General features: G+C 55.8%; 25 protein-coding genes. 4 read left to right on the top strand and 21 right to left on the bottom strand.

Going from position 1 to position 25,158, the window contains the following annotated elements; all coding sequences use genetic code 11:
• Positions 1-109: 109 nt before the first annotated feature.
• The gene (locus tag R8G34_23420) at positions 110-1,153 is read left to right on the top strand and encodes an AraC family transcriptional regulator (GenBank protein MDW3225803.1); all 1,044 of its coding nucleotides are present in this window, start codon (positions 110-112) and stop codon (positions 1,151-1,153) included.
• A 187-nt stretch (positions 1,154-1,340) separates the two neighbouring features.
• Here the strand turns inward: R8G34_23420 and R8G34_23415 are convergent, their stop codons facing one another.
• The 13 genes from R8G34_23415 to R8G34_23355 all read right to left on the bottom strand — a co-directional run bounded on the left by R8G34_23415 (position 1,341) and on the right by R8G34_23355 (position 11,996).
• Positions 1,341-1,820, bottom strand: a complete 480-nt coding sequence (locus tag R8G34_23415; GenBank protein MDW3225802.1) for a transposase — start codon at positions 1,818-1,820, stop codon at positions 1,341-1,343.
• 385 nt (positions 1,821-2,205) lie between these two features.
• Positions 2,206-2,931 carry a Crp/Fnr family transcriptional regulator gene (locus R8G34_23410; protein ID MDW3225801.1) on the bottom strand — a complete coding sequence of 242 codons (726 nt, stop codon included), beginning with the start codon at positions 2,929-2,931 and terminating at the stop codon, positions 2,206-2,208.
• Entirely contained in the window at positions 2,928-3,500 is a 573-nt protein-coding gene (locus R8G34_23405; GenBank protein MDW3225800.1) for a c-type cytochrome, read from the bottom strand. Before R8G34_23405 ends, R8G34_23410 begins: the two co-directional genes overlap by 4 nt.
• A complete protein-coding gene (locus tag R8G34_23400; GenBank protein ID MDW3225799.1) occupies positions 3,497-3,928 on the bottom strand; it encodes a copper chaperone PCu(A)C in 432 nt (143 codons plus the stop codon). Before R8G34_23400 ends, R8G34_23405 begins: the two co-directional genes overlap by 4 nt.
• Positions 3,925-4,521, bottom strand: coding sequence for an SCO family protein (locus R8G34_23395; protein MDW3225798.1), 597 nt, complete (start codon positions 4,519-4,521; stop codon positions 3,925-3,927). Before R8G34_23395 ends, R8G34_23400 begins: the two co-directional genes overlap by 4 nt.
• Positions 4,518-5,360 carry an ABC transporter ATP-binding protein gene (locus R8G34_23390; GenBank protein ID MDW3225797.1) on the bottom strand — a complete coding sequence of 281 codons (843 nt, stop codon included), beginning with the start codon at positions 5,358-5,360 and terminating at the stop codon, positions 4,518-4,520. The genes R8G34_23395 and R8G34_23390 overlap by 4 nt, the downstream gene beginning before the upstream one ends.
• Positions 5,353-6,018: a hypothetical protein gene (locus tag R8G34_23385; protein ID MDW3225796.1), complete on the bottom strand. Its 666-nt coding sequence runs from the start codon at positions 6,016-6,018 to the stop codon at positions 5,353-5,355. Before R8G34_23385 ends, R8G34_23390 begins: the two co-directional genes overlap by 8 nt.
• Positions 6,018-6,908 (bottom strand): ABC transporter permease, encoded by an 891-nt coding sequence (locus R8G34_23380; protein MDW3225795.1) that lies wholly within the window; start codon positions 6,906-6,908, stop codon positions 6,018-6,020. The genes R8G34_23385 and R8G34_23380 overlap by 1 nt, the downstream gene beginning before the upstream one ends.
• Positions 6,909-6,986: 78 nt before the next feature.
• Positions 6,987-8,363: an ABC transporter substrate-binding protein gene (locus R8G34_23375; GenBank protein MDW3225794.1), complete on the bottom strand. Its 1,377-nt coding sequence runs from the start codon at positions 8,361-8,363 to the stop codon at positions 6,987-6,989.
• Positions 8,364-8,676: 313 nt separating this feature from the next.
• Positions 8,677-9,633, bottom strand: coding sequence for a HEAT repeat domain-containing protein (locus R8G34_23370; GenBank protein ID MDW3225793.1), 957 nt, complete (start codon positions 9,631-9,633; stop codon positions 8,677-8,679).
• A 7-nt stretch (positions 9,634-9,640) separates the two neighbouring features.
• Complete coding sequence (locus tag R8G34_23365) at positions 9,641-9,886, bottom strand: ferredoxin family protein (protein ID MDW3225792.1); 246 nt, start codon at positions 9,884-9,886, stop codon at positions 9,641-9,643.
• An 11-nt stretch (positions 9,887-9,897) separates the two neighbouring features.
• A complete protein-coding gene (locus R8G34_23360; protein ID MDW3225791.1) occupies positions 9,898-11,640 on the bottom strand; it encodes a fumarate reductase/succinate dehydrogenase flavoprotein subunit in 1,743 nt (580 codons plus the stop codon).
• Between the two features lie 65 nt (positions 11,641-11,705).
• Positions 11,706-11,996 (bottom strand): DUF971 domain-containing protein, encoded by a 291-nt coding sequence (locus tag R8G34_23355; protein ID MDW3225790.1) that lies wholly within the window; start codon positions 11,994-11,996, stop codon positions 11,706-11,708.
• A gap of 119 nt (positions 11,997-12,115) precedes the next feature.
• Here R8G34_23355 and R8G34_23350 point away from each other — a divergent pair, with 119 nt between their 5' ends.
• Both R8G34_23350 and R8G34_23345 read left to right on the top strand, forming a co-directional pair.
• On the top strand, positions 12,116-12,457 hold the full coding sequence (locus R8G34_23350; GenBank protein ID MDW3225789.1) for a ferredoxin family protein: 342 nt from the start codon (positions 12,116-12,118) through the stop codon (positions 12,455-12,457).
• An 11-nt stretch (positions 12,458-12,468) separates the two neighbouring features.
• Positions 12,469-13,269: a ferredoxin--NADP reductase gene (locus tag R8G34_23345; GenBank protein MDW3225788.1), complete on the top strand. Its 801-nt coding sequence runs from the start codon at positions 12,469-12,471 to the stop codon at positions 13,267-13,269.
• On the opposite strand, the gene R8G34_23340 is transcribed toward R8G34_23345, so the two are convergent.
• Positions 13,259-14,014 (bottom strand): DsbA family protein, encoded by a 756-nt coding sequence (locus R8G34_23340; protein ID MDW3225787.1) that lies wholly within the window; start codon positions 14,012-14,014, stop codon positions 13,259-13,261. The genes R8G34_23345 and R8G34_23340 overlap by 11 nt on opposite strands.
• 208 nt (positions 14,015-14,222) lie before the next feature.
• Here R8G34_23340 and R8G34_23335 point away from each other — a divergent pair, with 208 nt between their 5' ends.
• A complete protein-coding gene (locus tag R8G34_23335) occupies positions 14,223-14,480 on the top strand; it encodes a hypothetical protein (GenBank protein MDW3225786.1) in 258 nt (85 codons plus the stop codon).
• Positions 14,481-15,549: 1,069 nt separating this feature from the next.
• Here the strand turns inward: R8G34_23335 and R8G34_23330 are convergent.
• The 7 genes from R8G34_23330 to nosZ form a co-directional block, all read right to left on the bottom strand.
• A complete protein-coding gene (locus tag R8G34_23330) occupies positions 15,550-17,526 on the bottom strand; it encodes an alpha/beta fold hydrolase (protein MDW3225785.1) in 1,977 nt (658 codons plus the stop codon).
• A gap of 1,186 nt (positions 17,527-18,712) precedes the next feature.
• Positions 18,713-19,627: an FAD:protein FMN transferase gene (locus R8G34_23325; GenBank protein ID MDW3225784.1), complete on the bottom strand. Its 915-nt coding sequence runs from the start codon at positions 19,625-19,627 to the stop codon at positions 18,713-18,715.
• A 4-nt stretch (positions 19,628-19,631) separates the two neighbouring features.
• Positions 19,632-20,198, bottom strand: coding sequence for a nitrous oxide reductase accessory protein NosL (locus R8G34_23320; protein ID MDW3225783.1), 567 nt, complete (start codon positions 20,196-20,198; stop codon positions 19,632-19,634).
• Complete coding sequence (locus R8G34_23315) at positions 20,195-21,019, bottom strand: ABC transporter permease subunit (protein MDW3225782.1); 825 nt, start codon at positions 21,017-21,019, stop codon at positions 20,195-20,197. The genes R8G34_23320 and R8G34_23315 overlap by 4 nt, the downstream gene beginning before the upstream one ends.
• Positions 21,016-21,912 carry an ABC transporter ATP-binding protein gene (locus R8G34_23310; GenBank protein ID MDW3225781.1) on the bottom strand — a complete coding sequence of 299 codons (897 nt, stop codon included), beginning with the start codon at positions 21,910-21,912 and terminating at the stop codon, positions 21,016-21,018. Before R8G34_23310 ends, R8G34_23315 begins: the two co-directional genes overlap by 4 nt.
• Positions 21,878-23,206, bottom strand: a complete 1,329-nt coding sequence (locus R8G34_23305) for a nitrous oxide reductase family maturation protein NosD (GenBank protein ID MDW3225780.1) — start codon at positions 23,204-23,206, stop codon at positions 21,878-21,880. Before R8G34_23305 ends, R8G34_23310 begins: the two co-directional genes overlap by 35 nt.
• A 6-nt stretch (positions 23,207-23,212) precedes the next feature.
• Complete coding sequence (nosZ, locus tag R8G34_23300; protein ID MDW3225779.1) at positions 23,213-25,150, bottom strand: TAT-dependent nitrous-oxide reductase; 1,938 nt, start codon at positions 25,148-25,150, stop codon at positions 23,213-23,215.
• Positions 25,151-25,158: the final 8 nt, after the last annotated feature.

The raw sequence follows: 25,158 nt of genomic DNA, 5'->3' as shown, positions 1-25,158 counted from the left end.
ATGCCAAGGATTTGACCGCGCTCGCCAACAACGCGTCAACGGGCGGTTCAGCAGCTCCGGTGTCAAAACAGTCAGAGTTGCTCTGTGACTTTTTGAAGAACCGCGGCTAATGTCTCTGTATGTACGATGTCGGTTTACGGAAATCCCTCTGAATATGCCTTATGTGACCTCCCTTTTTGCGCGTAAGATGGTCGCCGCCGCCGGAACCGCGATTGATCCTAAGGCGACGCTGGCGCATGTTGGCATTGATCATGACGCGCCTTGGGATCCAAAACACATGATCCCCGCCGTCGCCTACTATGACATGCTTGAGGCGATGGCCGATGTGGTCGACATGACAGAGCTGCCTGTGCATGTCGGCGCGTCGATGAGGTGTGACGACTACGGCGCACTTGGCCTCGCGTGGAAGGCCGCACCGACGCTTTACGGGTCTTGTTCGCGGATCGAACGCTATGCGCGGCTTTGGACGGACGTAGTAACTTATGAGCTGCGCGAGCATCCGCGCGGCACGCTCTTTGTCCTGCACCGCGCAGGCGAAAGACGATTGGGGCTGCGCCTTTCCAATGAAGCAACGCTGGCAAGTGCTGTCTCGCTAAGCCGCGAGGTGTGCACTGTGCCGTTTGCCCCAGTTAAGGTCTTTGCTCAGCACACCGGGCCGAAGTCCAAAGCATTTCACGAGGAATGGTTTGGTTGCCCCGTGACTTTTGACGCCGACTTTGATGCCGTCCTCATATCGCGGCAAGCGATGGAGCGTCCGAACAAACTCGGCGACGAAGGCATCTCACGCTATTTGACGCTCCACCTCGACGCAGAACTTGCAGATTTCCAAAGTGCGCCGCCCCTTGTTACCGAAGCCAAAGGCGCCATTGCGCAAGCCTTGAACGACGGTGGCCCGCTTATGGCGGATATTGCAAAGGGCTTAGGTCTTAGCGCACGTTCGTTTCATCGCCGGCTTTCTGAACATGGGCTGAGTTTTCAGACTTTAACCGAGGAAACGCGCCGCGAATTGGCCGTAGGCCTTCTTCGCGACGCACAATACTCCCTTACCGATATTGCCTTCCTCACTGGATTCTCCGAGCAAAGCTCTTTCACACGGGCTTTCAAGCGATGGTTTGGCGTAACACCCGCAAGCTACCGCAAGTCAAATTCATAGGGTGCCGACAGTTCCCGAATGTCCTGAGCAAAGCGCGGTCTCGCGTATCAGTTCATGCTATGTCTTCAACCTGTGCCGAACGGAACTCTGTGCCGTATGTCCACATGCGGTGGCGCAAGACGGCGAGATTACAGGCAACGGCTACGACAGCGCGACGACGATCTTTGGTGCGGAGCAGCCGCGTGCCCTATGGTTTGATCTGCGACCTCGCCATCGTGCGCATCAGAAGCGCATTTGTCACTGAGTAGAGCCTTGCATGGACATCTGGGTCGCCTGCCTTCGATATACGGCCAGGGTTGTCGTGTTCAGCCGACTGATAGCGTCGCGGCGTCAGTCCAAAATGCGCGGCAACTGTCCAGGAACGCTTGAAGCGAGCGGGATCATCGACAGCAGCCTTGAAGGTTAAAGCGGCGATGGGGCCTACACCCGGCACAGTCATCATGCGCATGCATACGTCATCGTGGCTTGCAGCGCGTTCGACCCGCGGGTCAAGTTCCAGAAAGTGCTGATATAAAACGAGCCGCGCATCAAGGAGTGGCACCAGTGCATGCGCCAGAACTTCGGCCATTTCGATCAAGGGTCGGACGATTCCGTCGAAGCTGCCATGCTTCAAAGCCGATCCGTTCAATCGGATGCGGAAAAACGCCAAGGTACTATGCGATATCACGGACCTCTCAAAGCAGTTCGCGCTCCAACAGCACCTACCCTGTGGAATCCAGGATACAAAGCGCGCACGGCCGCAGCGACACATCCAAGCCAACATAGTATTCCATTATCTATCCCCCTTGTTCACAGATATGCTGTGTTCCTATCGGGAGCTCGACTTCAGAACACAGGGCAGCCCGATTACGCATGCTTAGAGCCCGTAATGCCGAATGCTGCAGGTTGCGCCAAGGTTCTTATTAAATACTAAGCGGTCATCGAAGTTCGCAATCATATCAGGTATTGCCAAAAAACCGGTGTGCGGATTTTAGGATTTATCTGCATCGCAGAGTGTGCCTTATGGTGTCATACAAGTGGTCCGTTGAGGAATTTTTCACATTTGAGCACAATCAGGAATAGAGCTGGTCCAGCTCCAATATGGTAATTTCTTTGCGGCTCACCTTTAGAACGCCTTCATTTTGAAGCCGGTCAAGCGACTGTGTCACCCATTGACGGGTGGCCCCCACAATGGTTGCGATCTGATCGTATGTGATGTCGCGGTCAACGACAATTTGGCCTTCTTCGTGACGGCCATACGTTTCGGCCAAAATCACCAGCAACTGCCGGAGCCGTTCAGAAACTGTGCGTGTGCCCAGCATCTGGATCAGAGCAGAGTAGCACTTTCCTTTGTTGACCAAGCCATTGATCACAGCGACCGCAACATCCGGAATTTCGCGCACCAGCCGCAGGAGGCTTGCACCGGACACAAAGAGCAGTTCGCAATCTTCTAGTGCGTCAGCGGACCAGACGTGACGTCCCATACCGAACACTTCGGGTCCGCCGATAAAATGTCCCACACTCCAGTAGGCCAGTGTGATTTCGCGCCCGGAGGGTCCGGCATAGTAGGTTCTGATGCGCCCCTTTTCGACAACCCACACACCCGTGTGCGGATCACCTTGAAAAAACACCCCCTCGCCTTTGGCGATCTTGCATCTTGTCCCGTGTCTGCGCACCTGTTTCTGGTCATCCCGCGATAGCGAGGACAGAAAGCCGGCACCTGTGTTGATTTCAAGCAGGTATTCCGACAGGAAAATCGCACTTGGGTCGGTGTCAGGAATGGGCTTCATTTCTGTCATGGGGACCTTTCCAGCGAAGACAAGTAGGCGGCGATTTGATCGATGCCATCGTCCATTGATTGAAAGACTTGCCGGTGCAGATCAGCCGCCGCGCCATGTGTGCGCGCTCCGTCGCGGAAGTCGTGCATTTGTTTCGCCAGATATCCGGCGTGCTGGGCCGTCAGGTGTGGCACGTCCTCTGCACCACCTTCGCCATGACACGTCAGGCATCCGGCCTCACTAGTAAGCTCTTTGCCGACAGTATGAGTGGGCACGGATGATGGCGCGGGCGGGTCTTGCTCCGAAAACCATTTGACCACCACTTCAAAATCCTCTGGTTTGAGCTCTGTCACGATGCTCACCATCTGGCCGCCGTCGTTGGAACGCTCACCGGCAAGGAACGCATCGAGTTGGGCACGCAGGTAGGCTGGTTTCTGTCCGGCAAGGTGTGGGAACTTCGCTGTCCGTGATTGCCCGAACAATCCATGGCACAACGCACAAGTCTCATAGGGGGGATAGCTGGCCGCATCGAAATCGGCTGCAGCAGGCGGCGCCAAAACGAACGCACATGAGGCGAGCAGAAATTTCACGACCCATCGGAGCGGGATGTAACTTCGGCTGCCACCTCCAGCGTATCACCATCCGCAAACAGAATTTTCAGATCAACGCTATCGCCCACTTTGGCCATTGCTTCGGGGCGCATCAGCATGATGTGGAAGCTGCCGGGCTCAAGCGAAACGCTTTGCCCCGGTGCGATGTCCAACTGGTGCACCATGGTCATGGTGGCGACACCGTCTTTCATCTCGCTGCTGTGCAGGTGGGCCATGCCGTAACCAGACGCCTCAACGCCGATCACACTTCGGACTTTATCTGTCGTGTTTTCCAACTGCATGTAAGCCGCATGCGCCATGGAGCCGGGTGGGGATTGCGGGACATGGGCGTTGGTTGCTTTGATGTCTTGCGCTGCGAGCGCGGTGGCGGTCATCAAGAGAGCCGTGGTTGAGAAGTATCGGATCATTGGGAAAGCTCCTTGCGGTATGAGATTTGAAGACGCGACAGGAATTCTGCCGTGAGGCCGGGATCAAACGGCGGCTGCAGCTTGGCCAGCAATGTTCCGTCCGGTGCGATGACAGAAACGGCGGATGTGTGCTGAACGTCGTAAAAGCCATCCGCATCCGGGGGCATCAAACGGTAGTAGCCATCGGAGACCTCGACAAAAGTGTCGATGTTTTCGCGGGTGCCGGTCATGCTGCGAAAGTCGGGATGAAAAAACGGACCGTATTCGCTGACATAGTCCGTATCGCGTGCGGGATCGACGGACAGGAACCAGACCTTTGGCAGATTGTCAGGCCGTACGCGTAGGCCGGTTTCGGCAACGGCGGCTTCCAGATTGCCGAGGGTGAAGGGGCAGACATCCGGGCAAGTGAGAAAGCCGATCATGATCAGCGTCCATTGACCGGTGAGGTCCGCAGTTTCATAGGTTTGGCCGTTTTCATCGTGAAAAGACAACGCTGGCAGCGCGACAGGTTCGTCCAGCATGACACCCTGCACTTGTGCCTGTGCGCCAGCCCCAATAGCCAGAGCGAAACCGAGAGGTGCAAAGCGGATCATTTGTTCTGCTCCGCAAAGGCCTTGCGGCTTTCAGACTTAATCGTGTCCAGACAGAATTGCCGTGCTTCCATGTATTCCGGTGTAACGGCCATATCGGTGGACCTCGGGCGTGGTAGCTTGATCCGCACATCCTCGATGATGCGGCCGGGGGCTGCGCTCATGATCAATACACGATCGGCAAGGAACACCGCCTCATCCACATCATGGGTTACAAAGACAACCGTGGTGCCGAACTGCCGCCAGATATCAAGCAGGCTTTCCTGCATCATCAGCCGCGTCTGAGCGTCAAGCGCGCCAAAGGGTTCGTCCATCAGCAAAACGCTGGGATAATTGGCCAGCGCGCGGGCGATCCCCACACGTTGCTGCATGCCGCCCGATAGCTCTGCGGGATAGCGGTCTCCGAATTTTCTCAGGCCAACAAGGCCAAGGAAAGTGTTCGCAACCGACCCCGCTTCGGTTCTGGTAGCACCCGCCATTTTGGGGCCAAAGGCGACGTTTTCGTAAACGGTTTTCCAGGGCAGCAAGGAATATTGCTGAAACACCATTCCCCGGTCAGGGCCCGGGCCTTTGACCTCAATGTCATCGACCGTGACCGCGCCGGTGGTCGGCTGCACATAGCCCGCAACCGCGTTCATCAGTGTGGACTTACCGCAGCCAGAAGGGCCAAGAATGCATACGAACTCTCCGGCTTTGATATCGATGGAGGTGGTTTCAACCGCGCGGTATTCGGTTGGGCCGCGCCCAAAGGTGATCGAGACATCTTTGATCTTGATCTCACCTTTGTCGGCTTGTGCGACGGGCGCGCCATTGGGCTGTTTGAACTTTAGAACATCAAGCATGTTTCAGGCTCCCAGAGAGGTATTGCGCGCGGCGCACCTTGCGCCACGCCAGATAAAGGGCCGTGCACAGCAACAATCCGAACCCCGCAAGGTTGAGCGCAGGGCCCATGGATTCAAGCGCCAGAGAAGTCGAAACACCAAGCCCCAGCATCGCAAGGCCAACAACCCAGGACGGCGCTGCACAACAGACAACCCAGCTCATCGTGGCGTTGGTCATAGCGATCAGCACCGTGCCCAATCCGGTTGTGGCGCGCAGGGTGGTGCCGGTGGCCACATCGCACCCGTCCGCACGCAGCAGGCTCAGGCACAGGGCGACCAAGGCCCCAAGCACAAACAGCACAATCATGCGGACAGGCACGACGTTAAGGCTCCATTCAGAGATGCCCGTGCCGTAGTCATAGTTCATCTTGCCGATCTCGATCAGCCATTCCTGATTGACTATTGGCATGATATCGCCCCATGAGGGCGTTGATTTGATGATGTGGATGACGTTGCCGATCCAGTCATATCCGACGGCGTAATTCGGCAGCCCCTGAAACCGCACCATAAGGGCGATCATCATCAGCACCTGCATCCCCACCGCAAACATCAGCCCGGTAACAATCATGCGCCGCCAATCACGGCGCACGGCTCGACCAAGTGTTTTTACAACCTCCATCACCGCGACCTCTTTTGCCATTTCAACATCGGGGACGTTGCGTATTTGACGGCTGCGGTTGAGGCGGTCCCAAGGCCCCCGATCACCAGCATGCCCACGACGATGTCCTGATAGTTGATCAGGCTGTAGGCGTTCCATGTGAAGTAGCCGATCCCGTACTGGCCCGAGATAATCTCGCCCGCGAGCAGGGAAAACCAGCTGACCCCCATGCCAATCGCCAACCCTGCGGCAATGGAGGGCAAGGCCGCAGGGATCACCACATGTCGAAACACATCCAGCCGCGAAGCGCCCAGCGATTGCACGGCACGAACCAGCACTTCCGGCGTCTGCTCAACCCCGTGCAGAGTGTTCAGAACAATCGGAAAAAGCGCGCCCAGAAAGGTGATGTAGATAATCGAGCTTTCCTCGGTCGGCCACATCAGAATGGCGAGCGGTATCCAGGCCACCGCAGGAATGGGGCGGATCACCTCGATGTAGGGCATCACAAAGGCGCGCGCGATGCGCGAACGGCCCATGATCAAACCGATCCCGATGCCCAGGACCACGGCAATGGAATAACTGATCAGAATGCGCCGCATGGAGACGCCGATATGGGTCCAGAAAATCTCGGTCTGGATATGGGCGATGAAGGCCGTAAAAACCTTTAGCGGCGCAGGCACATTGGAAAAGTTGATATAGAAGTCGAGATTGATCGCAGTCGCGATGTGCCACAGCACAACACCAATACTGAGCGAGATCAAAGCGATGCCAATGTTTTGCAAAACCTGTGGCGGGATCGCGGACAGTTTGAACACCGGTGACACCGGCGGTTCTGACTCTGCCGGCACGCTGACATCTTTCGCGACATCCGAGGACGGTGCAGGGTCGGTTTTCGTTGCAAGTGGCTGCATGACTTCGGCTTTCCGTTTGGTGTGCGCGTTGGATGGTCCCGGACGATCGTGCCGTCCGGGACCTGCAAGAAGGCCTCATCAGCCGTCGGTGGCGTAGGCCGCAATCGCGTCGTCAAACGTCACAACTTCTCCGGCGTTTGCACTTGCAAAAGCCTCAGCCTCGCCTTTGCGCAGGAAGGTGGCGTAGGCATCGCCCGCTTTGACCCAGAAGGCGGTCTTGCCAAAGAGCTTCAGCCCCGTTTCCACGTCATAGACATAGGTGGCATTGACCAGCGCGGCTGTCGCACGGATGTCCGCCATGCCTTTGAGGAATTCAGCCGGTGTTTCATAGGTGCTGACACCGTCACGAGAGTGCCAGATTTCCATCGGCAAGCCTTTGTTGGCGACTTCAGGGTCAACCATTGAAGCTTTATACGCCTCATAGTCGACACCCATGTCGGCATAGGCGGCTTTGAGGTAATCCTCAGTGATCCACGCATCAAAATCGAGCGGCGGGATCGCTTTTTCGGCGACCAGCACACCGTGGTTGAACTTGAGCGCGTCAACCCATTCGGTTTTGATCGACGGTTCCAGCGTCAGGTGCCCCCCTTTGGAAAAGTAGAGATAAAGCACCTCTTTCTCGACGCCCGTCCAGCTTTCCATTTCGGTCACAGCGCGCATTGGATCTTCGCGGATCCATTCACCGGCTTCATAGACGGCCTTGATAAAGGCCTGCACGACCTCCGGGTATTCTTCGGCAAAGTCCTGACGCACAACAACGCCGTGCAGGTACGGCACGCCGGTTTCTGAACCATCATAGATTTTGCGACCGGTGCCACGGTATTCCATGATCTCGGACCATGGACAGAAATCAGAGTGCGCGTCGATCTTGCCAGCAGCAATGTTGGCCGCGCCTACAGCCGGGCTTTGGTTCTTCAACACATACTCGGAGGTCGGGATGTTGTTGTCCTGCATCGCTTTGAGCAACATGCCCCAAGCGGCTGACCCCACAGGGGTGGAGACCTCTTTGCCCTTCAACTGATCGATGGAATAGATGTCGCTGTCCACCGGTACGACAATGGCATTGCCGGAGCCTTTGAGGTTATACCCTGTGCCCGCGACATAAACGGTGCGCAGGCTGTCGGTCTCTTGGAACTTGGCACCGTTCACGATCAACGGATAGTCACCCATCACCCCAAAGTTCAGCTTGTTGGCCAGCATCTGGTTGGTGATCGGGCCGCCAGAGCTGTAGTCCGCCCAGCTGATGTCATATTCTGCATCGGCGTATTTGCCATCGGTGGGCAGGTACTTTTCCAGCAGACCCAGCTCTTTGATCACGATGCCGGCTGTATACGTGTCCGTACACATCGACTGGTGGCCGACTGCGATTGTGATCTCTTCCGCCTGAGTGGCCAATCCAAAGGGGATCATCGTCGCCGCCAGTAATGCGGATCTTAAACTTGTCTTGAGTTCCATGTCATTCTCCGTTCCTCGGTGGTATTTAAATTCATTGTCCACGCCAGTATCCGGGCCGATGCGGGATATTCGCAGCTTTTTCCGCGTGTAATTCACCGAAATTGCCGGACGCACAAAAGATGGGCGGGAAAAGCGGCGGCTCGGGTGAAAATTAGACTCATTGAAAGGGAGAAATGAATGAATGATTAAGAATCGGGCGCACTTTTTTATGTTTTAAAACATATACTTAAACGAAAAAATGCAGACGAGAAAAGCACCCCACGACACAAGCCAAAGAGTGCATAAATAAACTGAATGTGACCCCTGATGGGGGCTATTGAATGCCTATTCTCCCCAAAGCCCAACGTACGTTTTTGCGTACATCCGGGTCAGGATCGTCTTTGTATTTTTCCAGAAACGGCGCTGTCTCCGGCACGGCCATTTCACCCAGAACCGCCGCACATTCCTTGCGCAAATTCGGCACAGGAATGTCCATCATCGGCGCAATTTCGATGGCGGTGTCAGTGGCGTTCAGCTTGCCCAAAGACCGCACCGCCTTGACCCGGACTTGCCAGAAATCATCCGCCAAAGCGGGGCGCAGTGCCGCCACGCAGGCTGCTCCTCCGGTCTTGGCAAGTGTTTCCGCTGCCGCCTCACGCACTAGCCATTCAGGGTCCTTCAACCCGGCAACCAGCGTGGCCTCGGCATGTTCGGACTTGGAAAACCCCAACGCCGCAAGCGCCGTGCGCCGGACTTGCGGGTCACCATCCTTGGCCGCATCGCGCAATGCTGGCAGTGATCCTTCGTCCTGCAACCAGCCGATCACGCCAACAGCCTCCACCCGCACACCCGCATCGCTGTGTTTCAGCGCTTGTATCGCAGGGCCCATCGCCTCGGGTCGGCGCAATTCCTTTATCCCGGCAAGACAAGCATGCAATTTGACGGTCTCTGTCTCGCCCAGCTGCGGCAGGATCGCATCGCCTGCTGCGGGATCTTTCAACTCTGTCAGGCTTGTCGCTGCAGCTTCGATCACAGCTACATCGCTGTCGGTCAACGCCGACACCAAGGCTGCAGCGGTTTCTGGCCCGTCAAAATCAGTCAAAGCCAGCGCTGCTTGTTTGCGTACGCCTGCATCTTCGTCCGCAATCGCGCGGGCCAGATGAGCGATCGCCGCTGGATCAGCGCTGTCAGCCAGCTCCATCACGGCCATGATCCGCACCCCCGGCGATGGATCGTCCAGCGCCTCGGCCAGTTCGGCGATTTCGTCAAAGTCTTCAAAGAGCGCGTTCATATCCGTCTCACTTCAACAAAAAGGGCAAGTTCACGGTGACGGCACCGGTGGGGCAGTCCGCTTCGCAGGGCATGCAGTACCAACATTCGTCGTACTTCATATGTGCAGTGACTGGACTACCATCGGGCCCTTCGACAATACGCAAAACATCCAGAGGGCAGACGTCGACGCAAACGGTGCAGCCTTTGTCAGCGATACAAAGCGCATCATCCACAACGACCGGAACAATAGTAGAGGTTTGAGCCAAGGGCATGATATTATTCCTTATTCTGCCGCGACCGTTTTGGTCACACGTTGGTTGTTGTAAGCGTCCTTTTCGTCATCATCGATTTCGACGATGTAGTCATCGACCGCCTTTTTGGCATGCGCGGGTTTGCCATCCTCGCCTTTGGTGAGGATCGTGTGGCAGAACCAGTTCTCATCATCGCGCTCGTATTCCACGCGGTTGTGATACAGGCCCCAACGGCTCTCTGTCCGGTAAAGCGAGGCGGCTGCCGCCATATCTGCGCAATCCATGATCGCGGAGGCCTCAAGCGAGCGCATCAATTCGTGGCTGTCGCGCACATACATCTGGTTTTCCATGTCATCGCGCACTTCTTCGAACCGGCGCTGTGCCAGTTCCATCTTGGCGGTCACTTTTGGCGGCTGCAGGTAATCGTTCACAAAGCGTCGTGTTTTATATTCGATCTGGTTCGGTGGAACGCCATCATCGCGTTTGGTTGGTGCCAACACACGGATGCGTTCGGCATCAACCTCGCCCATGTCGAAGTCCGCGAAATCCACGTCTTTGACGAAATCAACCGCATCCAGACCCGCAAAAGCACCGTTGGTAAACGCACCAAGCATGTAGTTATGCGGCACATTCGCCATGTCACCTGCAGCATAGAGTCCGTCAATCGTCGTGCGCGCCCGCTCGTCCACAAACACGCCGCTGGCGGAGTGGCCGGAGCAAAATCCGATCTCAGAAATGTGCATCTCGATCATGTCCTTGCGATAATCTGTGCCACGCCCTTTGTGGAAATGCCCACGGGTGGGGCGTTCGACGATGTGCAGCACACGCTCGATCTCGGCCACGGTTTCTTCGGCCAGGTGGTTGAGCTTGAGGTACACAGGTCCCTTGCCGCCCTGCAGTTCATCATAGAATTCCTGCATCATCTGACCGGACCAATAGTCACATTCAATGAACCGCTCGCCCTGCGCGTTCGACGTATAGCCCCCCATCGGACCCGCGACATACGCACAGGCAGGGCCATTATAGTCTTTGATCAGTGGGTTGATCTGGAAACACTCAAGGTTCGCGAGGCCCGCGCCGGCGTGATAGGCCATGGAATAGCCCTCGCCCGAGTTTGACGCGTTCTCATAGGTGCCATACAGATAGCCGGACGACGGCAGTCCCAGACGCCCGGCGGCCCCCAGCGACATGATCACGGCCTTGGCGCGCACGACCAGAAACTCGGCTGTGCGGGTGTTCACGCAGATCGCACCCGCGATGCGCCCCTCGCCAGTCAGCAGACGGGTTGCCATATAGCGGTTTACAACGTTGATGCGCGCCTTGCGCAGCTGGCGATAGAGCGCCTTTTTAACAGTGTCACCATTGGGCATAGGCAGCACATAGGTGCCGATGTGATGCACCTTCTTGACGTCATATTCGCCGTTCTGGTCCTTTTGAAAACGGATGCCGAACTGGTCCAGCTCTTCGATGATGCTGTAGCATTCCTCGGCATAGCGATAGACCGCCTTTTGATCGACGATCCCGTCGTTGGCGATGGTGATTTCCTTGGTGTACTGCTCTGGCGTGGCATAGCCGGGAATGACCGAGTTGTTCAGCCCGTCCATGCCCATCGAAATGGCCCCTGAGCGTTTCACATTGGCCTTGTCGAGCAAGACCACATTTGCATTGGGGTTCTTGCGCTTAGCCTTGATCGCCGCCATCGGACCGGCCGTGCCGCCGCCAATGATCAGGATGTCGCAATCAATCTGCGTCGTTCCATCCAATATTTCGTCCATGAAAAGGCTCCAGTCCTATGAGGTTGTGTTCAGCCTGCGCGGCGCTGCGGCGCGGCATATGTCAATTAGTTTCCGTATTGCTCGGAAAGTTCGCGAAGGTAGACAAAAGGATAGACAGCGCGGTCATGACCGTCTGAAAAATGGACGTTTACGCCCGCGGGCCCCACCTGGACGAGGTTGGTGATGGTCAATCCATCGGCGACTTTGATCTCACCATGATCGATTCGCGCCCTTGTAGAATAGGCATCACGGGCCTCGCGGCGCAGTATGGTGGCGGGCAATTGCGATGTGGCCCCGTCGTCCCATTCAACGATCAAGTTGCGGCAGTCTGGTGTGGCGGAAAGGCAGTCAATCATAAGGGTCCCCTCTTGTTGGGGCCAGATTGCCGCACTGCAGAAGCGCTCAATAGCAATTTGTTTACGGACAAGAATTCTGCGCTGCGGCAAACTGGCAGAAACAACAAAGAGAGAACGCCATGACATTCGTCGTCACCGACAACTGCATTGCCTGCAAATATACCGACTGCGTTTCCGTCTGCCCGGTAGACTGCTTTTACGAGGGCGAAAACATGCTGGTGATCGACCCGGTCGAATGTATCGACTGCGGCGTGTGTGAGCCCGAATGCCCTGCCGATGCGATTCGCGCCGATACCGAAGACGGAATGGAGGAATGGGTCACCTTCAACGAAAAATACGCGAAAATCTGGCCCGTGATCACGGAGGCCAAAGACCCGTTGCCCACCGCCGACGAGATGGACGGACAGGATGGCAAGCTTGAGAGTCATTTCTCTGAGAAACCCGCCGCCGAGGCGGCATAAAGGACGCCGACATGAATGTTCAAACCGCCACCCCCACCAAAATCATGCCCGACGCACAGACGGTCACCTCCGTGCATCACTGGACAGACACGCTGTTTTCCTTTCGGGTCTCGCGCCCTCAATCCCTGCGCTTTCGCTCGGGCGAATTTGTCATGATCGGGCTGCTCAAGGATGACGGCAAGCCGCTACTGCGCGCCTATTCCATCGCTTCGCCCAGCTGGGATGAAGAACTGGAGTTCTACTCCATCAAAGTACCCGACGGCCCGCTCACCTCACGTCTGCAAAAGATCGAACCGGGGGATGAGATTATCCTGCGCCCCAAACCTGTCGGCACGCTCGTGTTGGATGCGTTGCTCCCGGGCAAGCGGTTGTGGATGGTCTGCACCGGCACCGGTGTGGCCCCCTTTGCCTCGCTTCTGCGCGATCCCGAGACCTATGAGCAATATGATGAGGTTATCCTTGCCCACACCTGCCGCACCAACGCGGAACTGGCCTATGGCCGCACCCTGGTGAAGGCATTGCCCGACGATCCGCTGATCGGAGAGCTGGTCGATGACAAGTTGAAATACTACCCCACCACCACGCGCGAGCCATCCGAGATCGAAGGCCGGATCAGCGATCATCTGCGCGAGGGCCGCGTGTTCGAAACGCTCGGTACGCCCGAATGGAACAACACCGAGGACCGCGTGATGGTATGCGGCAATCTAGCCCTGAACAAGGATATCATGTCGATCTGCGAGGCCCACGGATTACTTGAGGGGGCCAATTCCGATCCCAAACATTTTGTGGTCGAAAAAGCGTTTATTGACTAAGCCAACCAACCACCAAAGCCTCTGCATCCGTGCCCCCAAAACTGACGGATGTGGGAGTGACAAAGGCCGGTGTTCCAAGGATTTGCAGATCAATTGCTATGTCGCGATTGGTGCTTATCCGCGCTGAGACTGCATCGCTTTTCATCTCTGAACGCACCGTCGCCCAATCCAACCCCTGCGCCAACGCAATCTTTTCGAAAGCGGGCTCCTGTAAGGGGCCTTTCAACGTCCACAATGCTTCATGCACGCGGCGGTATTGCGCAGGACTGCCCACAGTCCTGACCGCCAGTGCAAAGCGCGCACTGCGCTCGGAACCGGGCGACAGAATGGGCAGATGTCGCATTTCAACCCGAATTGTGGGATGATCTTTCAAAGCAGCCTTCAATTTTGGATGCAACGCTTTACAGGGCGCGCAGCGGTAATCAAAAAACTCAATGACAGTGTGTTCAGCCGCAGCTGGGCCAATGCCCAGAATGGGTGGCTCCTCAAAAATCTCAGCATACTTGGCAATTTGTGCAGTTTGCGTCGCACGTCTCTCTCGCTCTGATAGTGTTTCCATCGCTTCCAGGATGATCTCTGGGTGCGCCAGAATATAGCTGCGCAGCCGCTCTTCGAATTCCTTGTCTGTCATGTCAGCAGCGACCGGTTGGAAAGATGACATCAGAATACTGGCGAAAATCGCAATCACCCTTCGGCGCAATTTAGGTCGTCGGACGGTACGTCGTCCCAAGCGTTTCAACAGCATCTCTTCACTTCTTTCCAAACATGCACCTTGGGCCAGATCACGACGCCCATGGTCCCAAATTAAGAGATTCGCTGCGCCGTGCTCGAAATCATCGACAGTGTTGGTGTTCTATTTTGACGCGCGCCGAAATTCGCAGCATCGGTAGCCTTTTGTGTCATTTAATTGAGCAGGCGAATGACAGCATAGCCCTGATCGAGCGAATCTTCAGATGAATACCAACGGGTTGGAGATATGTTTGGGGTATTCAATTGAATTTCTGTCAAGGCTGCTGTTTGCTGTCATTCAGACCCTGAAGCGCCCCTTGCTGGTGCGCAATGAGCTGTGGCGAGACCCATTGTCCGAGCCAGAAATCGAGCGCATGCTTGTTTGCTCAGACATATTTTTATCCATTGGATACGACACTAAGCGCCGCGCGCTCCAGGTCGAATTCGCCAACGGGTATCTCTACCGTATTGATGACATGTAAGCAAAAACGTATCGAGCCCTTAAGCAGGCTGAGAATTTTGACCGATACTACCGAGAAAACATCCCAAAAAACGCTTTGAAATGACAAAGATTGGCGCGGTGATGCCGATCGGATCGGTGATCTGCATTCGCAATCGCCAATCAACCACCGCAACTTTTGTGTTGCTAACTCTTCAACAAAATTCCAATGCATCTATTTGAACGATGTTGCGCGTTGACGGAAGTGCAGATCTTAGTTCCGAAATACTTCGTGTATTTCGATGGAAACGTAGTTCGCAGAAACCAGCTGTTGGCGCATCCGCGGCGAAAAAGCAGCTTGTCCCGCTATAGAGACATTTACACAGTACGTGGCAAAGGTCGGCTCACTGATTGCCGACTAAGTCTTTTGCAAAAATATCTCCCGATCCGACCGGCAACGGCTACCCGTTGCCCCTACCCCGAGCCGACATTCGATTGACTAAATCTTTGGGCACTGCACCGTCATCTAGATAAATGCTTCCCGGTGCGGCGTTGGCGCAACCCTTAATTCACCCCGGTTCAAACGTTCTTCAGTTTGATCAAGTCCACACTACCGCCAAACACCCGACAGAACGCGACAGAAGGCGACAGAAGGCGATTTCATGTTGCACACACATTGCACACGACCTCACTTAAATTACTGAAAGCTAACACGAACCGGTCTAATCCATCATGGGTGCGCAAGACAGACGCCAGGGAGCGAAATGATGCGATTTTCTTTCCATTGCTGAATTTTACTGCAGAGCGAGCAATCACGCCAGAGCATCATTTCAGTCCGTTTCAGGCCAATCCGAGCCCGTTTTCGGTCGAGTTACAACAAATGTTGCGACTAAATCGCCATGTTGTAGCCCAGCCCCACCCTACCCCGTTTCTCTGTGGGTGTTACTTTCCAAGGCGTACGCGCAGGTTTGCCGCCGTTCGTCCCGCGCCGCTCGAATTCACGGAATGCGGACAAAACCGACCTTGAAGGAATAAAACGAATGACCGCTTGTGTGTGTGTTCGTAATTATTTCAATCGAAGAGACTGCTACCCTTTGTTACAAAGAAAACCACTACCTGAGCGGAGCATCCGGCATCACCCATTTCGGCAAAAGGTCAGCGGTACATTCCTCATCCAATTCGCTTTTAGGATCAAGAATGAAACGGGCTGTCATATCCCGCCCACAGGAGGAATACAGGCTCGAGCCATGTCCGGAGTTCGGGAAAATGACCACCCGCGCATTTGTCAAAGTTTCCGCCGCAAGTTGAGACCAACGCCACGACGTTTGATGATCATTCGTTCCACCAAGCGACAGAACCGGGATGTCTGATACAACGGGCTCATGAAAACCTGCAACATCAATAGGCTCGAACAATGCACAAGTCGCAAACAGCGCTTTGAAGTCCTCTACAGCTCTTTCTGAAGCGATCATACTATAGGGAATATCTGCAACAGATGCTTCGTATCCGGCGATAGAATTATACGGGAAGTCCTCCTGGCATGCATAGATATAAAGACCCAACTCGTTCTGTATGACTTCTTGGTAAGGGCTGACTTCTTTATCTGCGATGACAAAGGTGCGCGCGATATCTTCTGGTGTCATGGCTGCGACCAAGCTCAGCAATACTGCACGGTCGGGACCCAGAAAATGTGCCTTTACCCAGTCTTCCAACACAGGGCGACTAGGTACCATTTTTTGGAATTTTACATATTCAACGATAGCTGCCGCTGTATCGATGCGGTCCATGTTTTGGAGCGCCTTGGTCGCACGGTCATCGAACGCTTTTGCAACCGACAGTTCCGCGTCGTTCAAAGAAATGTCGTGCTTGAGTTGCGCCAGCGTGTCGCGCATGCCTTCAGAGAGATCAGTCATTGCCTGTGCGCTGCGCAGCACCGACGCCGCCAAAGCTATTTCATCATCGGAAAGTGTTACGACACCGCGCAAAACAGCCAATACGTCGCGGGGGGTGTCCTCACCATAAGTCTCTATAAACCAATCAAAGGTCGATGGATCGCCGTTAACAAGCTCATAAATCATGCGCGGCAGGTAATTGTTCAGCGACCGTACCCAGGTTTCGCTGAATTTCGTACGCGCATTGATAACAGCATACAAAGTTTCGACATCAATGGTGGGCCGTCCGCGTATGGCAGGGATCGGCGTCGCTGTTAATTGGTCCCCCAAGGCTTGGAACTTTTCGCGCAATTCAGGATAGGCCGCCTTACAGTCTGGATCGGCGGCACATTGGTCAAACAGTGCCTCCATAGCATCTACATGTGGCGGGAAGAGATCATCATACAGCCTGACAGTCGGTGGCGCGACCCCGTCGATGATCACAGAGCGGACGCCTTCGGGCGCTGTGCGCAACACCTCCAATGCCAATCGAGTGCCATAGGAAATCCCCAGAATATTGTACTCCGGGTACCCCAACGCGGACATCAAGGCCCGTACATCGCGGGCATTATTGCGGGTGTTATACTGCGCTAGATCTGCTTCGCTTTCATAAAGCTCGTTCACGCAGAGTTTGGTAAAATCATCCATATCAATTGCATCAGTGCCTTCGGGTGGTGTAACCCCCTCGGCCTCGCGGGCAATAGCTAGGATATTTTCAGAGATTTCATCGTAACACCGTACCGTAGTGGACGACAGCATCGCCGCGCGTTGATCGAAGGTCACAATATCACGATGCGTGCGGTGGTCGCCGAGAATGGTGTCCGTGACGGTCGCGATAGACTTCATTGCACCGCCAGCAGGACCCCCATGTAAATAGAGGACCGGGTCAGAAAAAGGGTTGGTCGTCTGCGCTTTGCCGACCATGAACCGTAGTGGTATGCGGTTGCCATCCGGCGCGTCATGGTTTTCTGGCACGTCAACAGTACCGCAGATGATCGTCTGTCCTTCGATATCCAAGGCAGATGTTGTCTCGGGGCAGGCCGCGACTGTCACGGGATACCGATCATCGAAACCTCCTGCGCTTAAAGTGTCAAAAGCGGGATCAGGTTCCGCCGCGAGAAGCAATGATATTGCCGCTATAATACCTTCCGGTGACATACTTTTCCCTTATCCACACTGGGCAAATTGTTGCTATGCCCAAGCGCTTCGTTTCGACTGGTTCAATGTCTGCAAAAAGCTTGGTCAAGGCAAGTATGTTGTAGCACCAATGGGTTGAATGAGGCTATCAAACCTCTCGGTATTAATGGCCAAAAGCTGTCCTTCGCGATTTGCGCAGCATTGGTCGAATTGGGCTCTTCACTAACATTCGCCGCGGGCTGAACGAATGGCAGATATGAGGAAATCGCCGTGTCGTCTCTCCGTGAACGAACTCACAAGACGCGGTACTCAGGGTTTAGATAGGTACCACAGGTAACCGTCATTGTAGTCGTGGTCTGCGACCGATCGACCAAGGGACATGATGGCGAAAGCTTTCGCATGTTTGCGCGGCGTGGCGGGCTCTGAACGGGTGCACGGAAGTTACAACATTTTTTACAACATCACTCGATGCGCATCCGCAATGCACTGGAAATAAATAGCGAATTTAGTACTACCTGTTCCATCCATCATGGGCGCACAAGATAATCTCGCTGCCGTGGTGGCTGTGTTGTTGGGCGTTCCTAGCTCTCCTATGGTCCGCGACCCGATTTACGGGACCATTTTGAACACATACTGCACATGAATTGGGGCAGTCTAGCCCCCCGAGAGCAACGACGTGCAAATGGCGGTAATTGGGTAGATTTGTTAAAAGAGCCGCCTACTCCGACCCAAGCCTGGTGAAAGCATGAGCTTTCAAGAAAGCCCAGAACTCCGCGCAATCCCGTTTGCAATTTACGTGCACACCAACTCTCCAATCTATTAGTCCAAAGTCGGATTCAATCCACTCCTCCATGGGTGATGCTGAGGATGGATGCTTCCCATCCGACACAATGAGCACTTTAGGTATTTGGCATAGCTGATGTAATGGCAAACAACAATTTGAGTCTATTCGGCGTTTTCGGCAGCGGACTACTACGGAGAAAATATTCAGGAGCGTTGATGCCAGCGCACCATCAACAAACACGCTGAACCTAAGTTCTGGGCAAAGCAACTTGTGTGACAAAATCCTTTGACTCAAGCGGGATATTAAACGAATTGCGGGATGCACCTCCGCGTCAGACCTACCATTTCAACGGGGATTCTGTCGATTGACGCCAGTGAAATGGTAAACAAGAAATCAAATAGCTGCCTCTCATGATCGCTATTGTCAGGGCTTGGACGCAACGGTGGCCACGACAGCGGTGTCCGCGAATGTCGCGACAAGGGAGTCGATCTCTTCCCGATACTCAAACAAACAGGCCGCTGTTGAGAGTGCGTCTGCGAGGGCTGACGATGGCGCAGATATAGTGATTTCCTGCCAGATGTTGGATGTCGGCCTCGCGCTGCGTGGGTCAAGGATGTGCCCGAGTGTCGAATCCCGGTCAAATGTCGTGCCCAACGGCGCGGACGTGGCGAGCGACCGTGATGCCAAAGGGACTTCGCCACCAGTTGCAAGTCTTACGGGCCAGTGACCACCATCTGGATGCATTCCAAGGGCGCGAAACTCGCCCGTATCGATCAAGATGTTCGTCAAACCTGCATCTCTCAGCATCATCGCCACGCGATCGGCGATATAGCCCTGGGCTATGCCGTTCAGGGTAAGCGACATATCTTTTTGCATGACAATAGAGGACGCATCCATTGTTATGCGATGCCAGCCTGTGCAAGCCCGCGCGCGCATCAGAGCGTGTTCTGTTGGCATTGCCCCCAATGCAGCAGCCTCTGCGTAACACTTCCAAATCGGTTGGATCGTAGGATCAAAAGCTCCGCTGCTCGCCCGATGCACCGCCCTGGCAAGCGACAGGCACTCCAGCAATTCAAAGGGGGGCGCTACAAGTTGCCCGGTGCGGTTCAGTTGCATCAAACTGCTGTCGGGGCGGTAAAGGCTGAAAATATCTTCCAGTCGGGAAATCTCATTGGCGACCCGCGCACCGATCGCCTTTGCATCCGGATGGGCCAATCGCAGGGTCGCGCGTGCACCAAGCGCAACCCCTTGCCAGACATGAAGAGGCTGCGCCATCCCGACGCCGGGACTGGCCGTGGCGGCGGCAGCAATGGCTAGAAAACGACGACGTGTTGTCATGAAATCACCCTCCCGAATTACGCGACAGGGCGCGCAACCGTTGTTCGAAATCCGCATCATCTTCGTCATCCACCAGCTCAACAGGCGCCAAAACGGCATCATCTGGGATATCACCCAGATGCATGACCTCGCCCCCATTCGCTTTCGCGAAGGCCCCGGCTTTGGCCGCTTGCGAAAAGGGCACGAGTTCGGGCGCGCCCATCCCGCCAATGACCCGGCTGCCCACGACGTAATACGCATCCTGTGCGGCGATCCAATTGGTGCTGCCAGGTGTGGCCCATGTCGCCCCTGGCACGCCCATGTCGTTGACCCAAATGGCTAGAATTTCGTGTGTTTGCTCGGGCAAACGTTGATAGGCAACCGCGTCGCGCACCTGACTGAAAAACAGCGGCAATTGGGGCAGCCCCCCCAGATGCACCTGCGCTTTTGGGCCGTCGTGCTCAAACAGGTTCATTTGGCAAAAATGACCGACGGCTTCGACCGTGAAGGGCAAGGCTGATACATCCTGAACGACCTCTTCCTTGCACGCGGTCACCATCACGAGCGCCAATACAGCCGAGATACGGATCATGGTTCCACCTTTCGGAATGCAACCGTAGCCAGCCCCAGGGCGACGAAGGGCCAGAGTAAAAGAGAGAGCAGCGATTGCCACAAGGCGATAGCGCCGGCAGCACCCGCAATCCCTGAGGCCGCCGCCGTGGCCTGTGACGCCGTCAGGTTAAAGAGGCGAAACGCATCCGCCGGGTTGGCCAGCAGAAGCGAAGGAAAAATCTGCGTGGAAAATGCGCCGCCTTGATCGACGACAACCGCCGCCAGGAGAGCCAGATCATAGAGCACCACCAGTCCCAGCCAAACCCCGATCGCCAGGCCTGCCGCACCCGATGCGCGCCCTGCCAGCGCCGATAAGGCATAGCCGAGGCCCAAAAAACTTGCCCCCAGAAGAACCGACGTCCAGGTCAAGCGCCAGAGGGCGTCGATGCCGCTGACCGCCGCCGGGTCATTGAGCACCGCTACGAGCCCCGCTGCGCCGTATCCGGCCACAAGCGCGATGATCAAAATGCCCGTATGTGCCAGCAACTTGCCAGCAAGGATTTCCCAACGCCCAATGGGGTAGGTCAGTACGAGAGGCAGCGTGCCGCGTTCTACCTCGCCCGCAATCGCGTCAAATGACATCAACAAAGCGACTAAGGGAACAAGATAGACCGCAAGCGAGGTCAAAGAGGCAACTGTGATGGACAACCGATCTGCGCCAAGCTCACCGCTGGGTACGGATCCCACCGCGGATAAAACCAAGGAGAACATCACCATCAGAGCAACGGCAATGACAATCCATAGATTGCGGCGCGCGATGTGCGCCTCACAGATTGCCGTCGCGAGAATGCGGGCGATCATTGGCCATCCCTCCGGCTGAAGTGGCTGTAAATGTCTTCCAAACTTGGCGGTATGACTTCGATATCTGCCACTTTGTCCTGAAGTGCTGCAATTTGTGCGAGGGTGGCGAGTTTGTTGTCTTGGGCACAGTTGAGTTGCACGGCCCCACCCGCGTGAATAGCATCGGGAAACGCTGCAAGAATATCGGTGACATACCCGTTGATCGCGGTGATGTGCATGGAGACCGACAAGGCGGCCTCACGGCGCAAGTCGCTCAGGGAGCCCGTCGCCGCGATCCGCCCCCCCGACAAAATCACCAACCTGTCCGTGCGCGCCTCGACCTCTGTCAATGCGTGGCTGGACAACAGTATAGCTGCCCCCTTGGCCGCAAGCCCATCGAGAAGCTCATAAAAATCCCGGCGCGAGACTGGATCCAGGCCACTCGTCGGTTCATCCAGCACAAGAAGGCTTGGCTGGCCAATCAACGCCTGCGCCAGCCCGACGCGCTGACGCATCCCTTTGGAATAGGTGCCGATCCGCCGCTTTGCCGCATCGCCCAGTCCGACCTTGTGAAGCAACGCCAGCGCCCCGGAGGCCTCCAGCCCCCGCAAGCGTAAATAGTGAGCAATTTGCTCCAGACCGGTCAACGCAGAATGGAATCTGACGTTCTCCGGAAGGTAGGCCACCTTTGCGCGCGCCCCCCGTCCCCCAGGGGCAGCACCGCAAACTGAAATCGCGCCATGATCGGCAGCGATCAACCCCAGGATCAGTTTCATCAAGGTCGATTTCCCCGCCCCATTGTGGCCCAGCAAAGCAACCCGCTCGCCAGGGGCCACGTGCAAAGACACATCCGACAGAGCCGTGACCCCGTCAAAGGACTTAGTGAGATGAGAGATCGTTAAGGTCGAAGTCATCTGGTTCACTTTCATATCCGCGCGCCGCCCTCTCGGCTTCCATCGCGCGGAATTCGGGGGGTATTTCAATATTAGGCGCAACCATCAGCGGCGCGCTGTCCACCACGCCGCCCGGCAATGTGGCGGGGAAATTGGATTGCGACCAGCGGATCAATTGCACCACCGGCGCCCCTGTCAAAAGCCCCGCCGCAGGTTGTGACCACAGAATATGATCCATCAGGTCGTTAGGACGAAATGGGCTGTCGGCGATGCCATCCCCGCCCAGATCAAAACTGGCGTGATCGGACCAGTAATTTCCCCTGCCCTCAAAGCTCCATTCGATATCGCGTGTGCCGACATATTTCACCTGCGTACGGTTTCCCAAAAAGGCATTGCCCGTCAGCACATTGCGTTCTGACCCGGCAGTGAAATGGATGCCGATAGTGCAGCCCTCAAAGCGGTTGTTATAGATCAGGTTCTTGTGCGCATTATAGATGAACGTGCAGCGGTCGGCCCCGCCCCGCACCAGATTGCCCGACACATCTGCGTTGTTGGCGAAGTTCAGCATGATACCGTGGCTTCGATCCGACAGGCTCAGGTTGTCCTTGATGACCACCCGGTTGGAAAACATGATCGCATAGCCCAAGTGATTGGCGATGGACACATTGCCAGACACCTCGGAGTCGTTAGTGTACATGTAGTGCACGGCGAAACGCAGATCGCGAAAGAGGTTGTTGCGGTACGTCCCCTTGCGCGATGTGTTGGAGAATATCCCGTCACGGCCCCAGCGCACCGAATTCCCTTCGATCACGGTGCCCGGTGAATTCCAGACGTAAATACCGTTGCCGCGATCATTCATGCGTGGGTGGCGTGTCCCTTCGATGGTGTTGCCGCGCACCTGCGCATCGTGCCCCCCATGTACGTCGATGCCGTGCAGATTGCCCAGGACGCGGTTGTTTTCAACGATGGCACGGTCCGCTTTGCGCAGGATCTTTATGCCAGCGTCGGTGTTCTGGCTGTTCATTCCTGACCCGGTCACAGTCAGATTGCGGATGGTGACATCAGAGGCATCTATGCTGATCACCGTGCCCTGCCCCATCCCATCGACGATGGCACCTTGCCCACCGGTGAGGGTCAGGGGGCGATCAATGGTGACCGTGCCCTCATGTCGGCCGGGAGCGAGGATCAGCACATCGCCGGGACCGGCCCCGGCGATGGCAGTGGCAAGCCTGCCCTGACCCGCCATCACATGCCGCTCCTCTGCCCAGAGAGGCAGCGCGGCGAGCAGTGTGAGAAATGGGATCAGAACACGCATCTTGGTTCAGCTCGCCCTTGGTTCGACGAACATCCGACCGCGCATCTCCATGTGGAGCGCGTGGCAGAACCACTGGCAATAATACCAGTATACGCCCGGCTGGGCCGCTACGAAAGTTACAGATGCCGTTGCCTGCGGCCCCACCTCCATCGCCACACCGTGGTTGCCCATGGTAAACCCATGGGTCAGATCGTCGATATCATCCAGATTGGTCACATAGACGGTCACCTCGTCGTCCTGTTGAACGGTGAAGGTCTCCAGCGAAAAATTGGGCGCGTTGCTGGACATGTAGACGCGCACCTTGTTGCCATCGCGGATGATTTCCTCCTGCCAATCATCAAGGTCCACGCCATCCGCTTCGGCCTGCGCCCGCGCGTCCGACCACATCGGATCATCGCGATCCCAGACCGATTTCGGGTTCATTTTGGACGGATCAACGATGATAGAGTCGTGTGGTTCAGCAAAAGTAGGCCCATCATGGACCAGAGTCATATCATCGCCGTCAATCACAAAAAGCTGTTCGTTTTCAGGCTTCAGAGGTCCGACATTCAAGTACCGATCCTTGGAGAACTTGTTCATCGTGATGTAATATTTATCTGTCGCTTCCAGCGTCTCGCCCATCACGGTCGAGTTATGCCCCGGCTGGTAGTGCACGTCCTTCTTAAGGCGGATCGGATCGACGTCCTCGCCATTATAGAGCTTAATCGCGTCTTCAAGGTTCCATTTCACGACCTGGCTATCAAGGAACAGCGTGGTATAGCAGTTGCCCTTGCCATCAAAACAGGTGTGAAGCGGCCCGAGACCCAATTCAGGTTCCGCCACAATGACGCTGCGTGGGTCGACATCCTCGTTAAATACCGCATCCAGTTTACGCACATCAATCACCGACACCGTTGGCGACAGCTTGCCCGCAACACAGAGGTGTATCTTGTCCGGTGCCATATTGCAGCCATGCGGGTTGTTCGGGATCGGGATGTAGCGGGTGTATTTGTTGGTCGTGCCCTTGCGCCCGTCCAGCACCTTGACGCCATTCAGTTCGACGAAATCGCCAGCCTCAATCCCTGCCTCGATTTCCTTGATGTTAAAGACCACGACATGGTCCATATCAGCCTCGGTCATATCGGCCAGCGTCATGCCCATTTCCGAATTGTACGAGGTCGAGAAGGCGTATTTCCCCTCATAATCGCAATCGGTGTTATCGAGGTTCCCGCTCACCATCACCTGCCAGGCCACGGTCATTTCATCGGCGTTGATGGCTGTGTAAAAATTCACATATTGCTCTGATGCGTCGAGGATCTGCCCATCATTCACCATTGGCACTTCGTCTTCACCGTTACAAAAGACATAGTTGGTGCGGGGCCATTTTTGGGGACGCAATCCATGAATTCCCTTGGCGTTCGGAATCTCGATGATCTTGTCGCACTTCATCACGTCACAGCGCACACGCGCGACGCGGGTGTTTGCCTTGTCGTTCATGAACAGAAAGCGCCCGTCATAGGTGCCTTCGGTGAAGGACATATGCGGATGGTGCAAATCACCGTTTTGTGGGAATTCCAGACCGTTTGCGGCAAGATACGCCTTGGTTTTAGGCATAAGCCCTTCGGAGAGGATTTTTCTGGATTCGTTGGTGGTGCCCCAGCCTGTAGCAGAACACATGTTGAAAACGGGAACCCGCATCAACTCGCGCATCGAAGGAACCCCCAGAATACGCAGTTCACCGGCCTGACCCGATGACCAGAACCCGTAGAATTCATCAAGCTGGCCCGGCGCAACCTCGGCCCCTGCCGCCGCGCGCGCGCTGGTGGTTGTCGCCAGTGTCGCCGTACCGGCTGCACCGGCGCCCAACAGGGCGCGACCGCCCCATGTACCGGCCAGTGCTGCGCCCCCTGCCGTCGCGCCCAGCAGACCGCGCCGTGAGAGGGAGAGTTTTTTATCAACAGGCATGTTTTTTC

It is taken from the genome of Paracoccaceae bacterium, assembly GCA_033344815.1.
Lineage (GTDB): Bacteria > Pseudomonadota > Alphaproteobacteria > Rhodobacterales > Rhodobacteraceae > Roseobacter.
The sequence above is the reverse complement of the archived record's forward strand: the minus strand, read 5'-3'. Positions and strand labels throughout refer to the sequence as shown.

What these genes read in the sequence shown, in the direction of transcription:
- R8G34_23310 (MDW3225781.1), bottom strand. Translation starts at nt 21,912, where the DNA reads ATGACTTCGACCTTAACGATCTCTCATCTCACTAAGTCCTTTGACGGG.
- R8G34_23360 (MDW3225791.1), bottom strand. Translation starts at nt 11,640, where the DNA reads ATGGACGAAATATTGGATGGAACGACGCAGATTGATTGCGACATCCTG.
- nosZ (MDW3225779.1), bottom strand. Translation starts at nt 25,150, where the DNA reads ATGCCTGTTGATAAAAAACTCTCCCTCTCACGGCGCGGTCTGCTGGGC.
- R8G34_23315 (MDW3225782.1), bottom strand. Translation starts at nt 21,019, where the DNA reads ATGATCGCCCGCATTCTCGCGACGGCAATCTGTGAGGCGCACATCGCG.
- R8G34_23350 (MDW3225789.1), top strand. Translation starts at nt 12,116, where the DNA reads ATGACATTCGTCGTCACCGACAACTGCATTGCCTGCAAATATACCGAC.
- R8G34_23340 (MDW3225787.1), bottom strand. Translation starts at nt 14,014, where the DNA reads ATGCTGTTGAAACGCTTGGGACGACGTACCGTCCGACGACCTAAATTG.
- R8G34_23390 (MDW3225797.1), bottom strand. Translation starts at nt 5,360, where the DNA reads ATGCTTGATGTTCTAAAGTTCAAACAGCCCAATGGCGCGCCCGTCGCA.
- R8G34_23420 (MDW3225803.1), top strand. Translation starts at nt 110, where the DNA reads ATGTCTCTGTATGTACGATGTCGGTTTACGGAAATCCCTCTGAATATG.
- R8G34_23345 (MDW3225788.1), top strand. Translation starts at nt 12,469, where the DNA reads ATGAATGTTCAAACCGCCACCCCCACCAAAATCATGCCCGACGCACAG.
- R8G34_23305 (MDW3225780.1), bottom strand. Translation starts at nt 23,206, where the DNA reads ATGCGTGTTCTGATCCCATTTCTCACACTGCTCGCCGCGCTGCCTCTC.
- R8G34_23335 (MDW3225786.1), top strand. Translation starts at nt 14,223, where the DNA reads ATGAATACCAACGGGTTGGAGATATGTTTGGGGTATTCAATTGAATTT.
- R8G34_23385 (MDW3225796.1), bottom strand. Translation starts at nt 6,018, where the DNA reads ATGGAGGTTGTAAAAACACTTGGTCGAGCCGTGCGCCGTGATTGGCGG.
- R8G34_23325 (MDW3225784.1), bottom strand. Translation starts at nt 19,627, where the DNA reads ATGACAACACGTCGTCGTTTTCTAGCCATTGCTGCCGCCGCCACGGCC.
- R8G34_23355 (MDW3225790.1), bottom strand. Translation starts at nt 11,996, where the DNA reads ATGATTGACTGCCTTTCCGCCACACCAGACTGCCGCAACTTGATCGTT.
- R8G34_23375 (MDW3225794.1), bottom strand. Translation starts at nt 8,363, where the DNA reads ATGGAACTCAAGACAAGTTTAAGATCCGCATTACTGGCGGCGACGATG.
- R8G34_23320 (MDW3225783.1), bottom strand. Translation starts at nt 20,198, where the DNA reads ATGATCCGTATCTCGGCTGTATTGGCGCTCGTGATGGTGACCGCGTGC.
- R8G34_23380 (MDW3225795.1), bottom strand. Translation starts at nt 6,908, where the DNA reads ATGCAGCCACTTGCAACGAAAACCGACCCTGCACCGTCCTCGGATGTC.
- R8G34_23400 (MDW3225799.1), bottom strand. Translation starts at nt 3,928, where the DNA reads ATGATCCGATACTTCTCAACCACGGCTCTCTTGATGACCGCCACCGCG.
- R8G34_23330 (MDW3225785.1), bottom strand. Translation starts at nt 17,526, where the DNA reads ATGTCACCGGAAGGTATTATAGCGGCAATATCATTGCTTCTCGCGGCG.
- R8G34_23370 (MDW3225793.1), bottom strand. Translation starts at nt 9,633, where the DNA reads ATGAACGCGCTCTTTGAAGACTTTGACGAAATCGCCGAACTGGCCGAG.
- R8G34_23365 (MDW3225792.1), bottom strand. Translation starts at nt 9,886, where the DNA reads ATGCCCTTGGCTCAAACCTCTACTATTGTTCCGGTCGTTGTGGATGAT.
- R8G34_23410 (MDW3225801.1), bottom strand. Translation starts at nt 2,931, where the DNA reads ATGACAGAAATGAAGCCCATTCCTGACACCGACCCAAGTGCGATTTTC.
- R8G34_23395 (MDW3225798.1), bottom strand. Translation starts at nt 4,521, where the DNA reads ATGATCCGCTTTGCACCTCTCGGTTTCGCTCTGGCTATTGGGGCTGGC.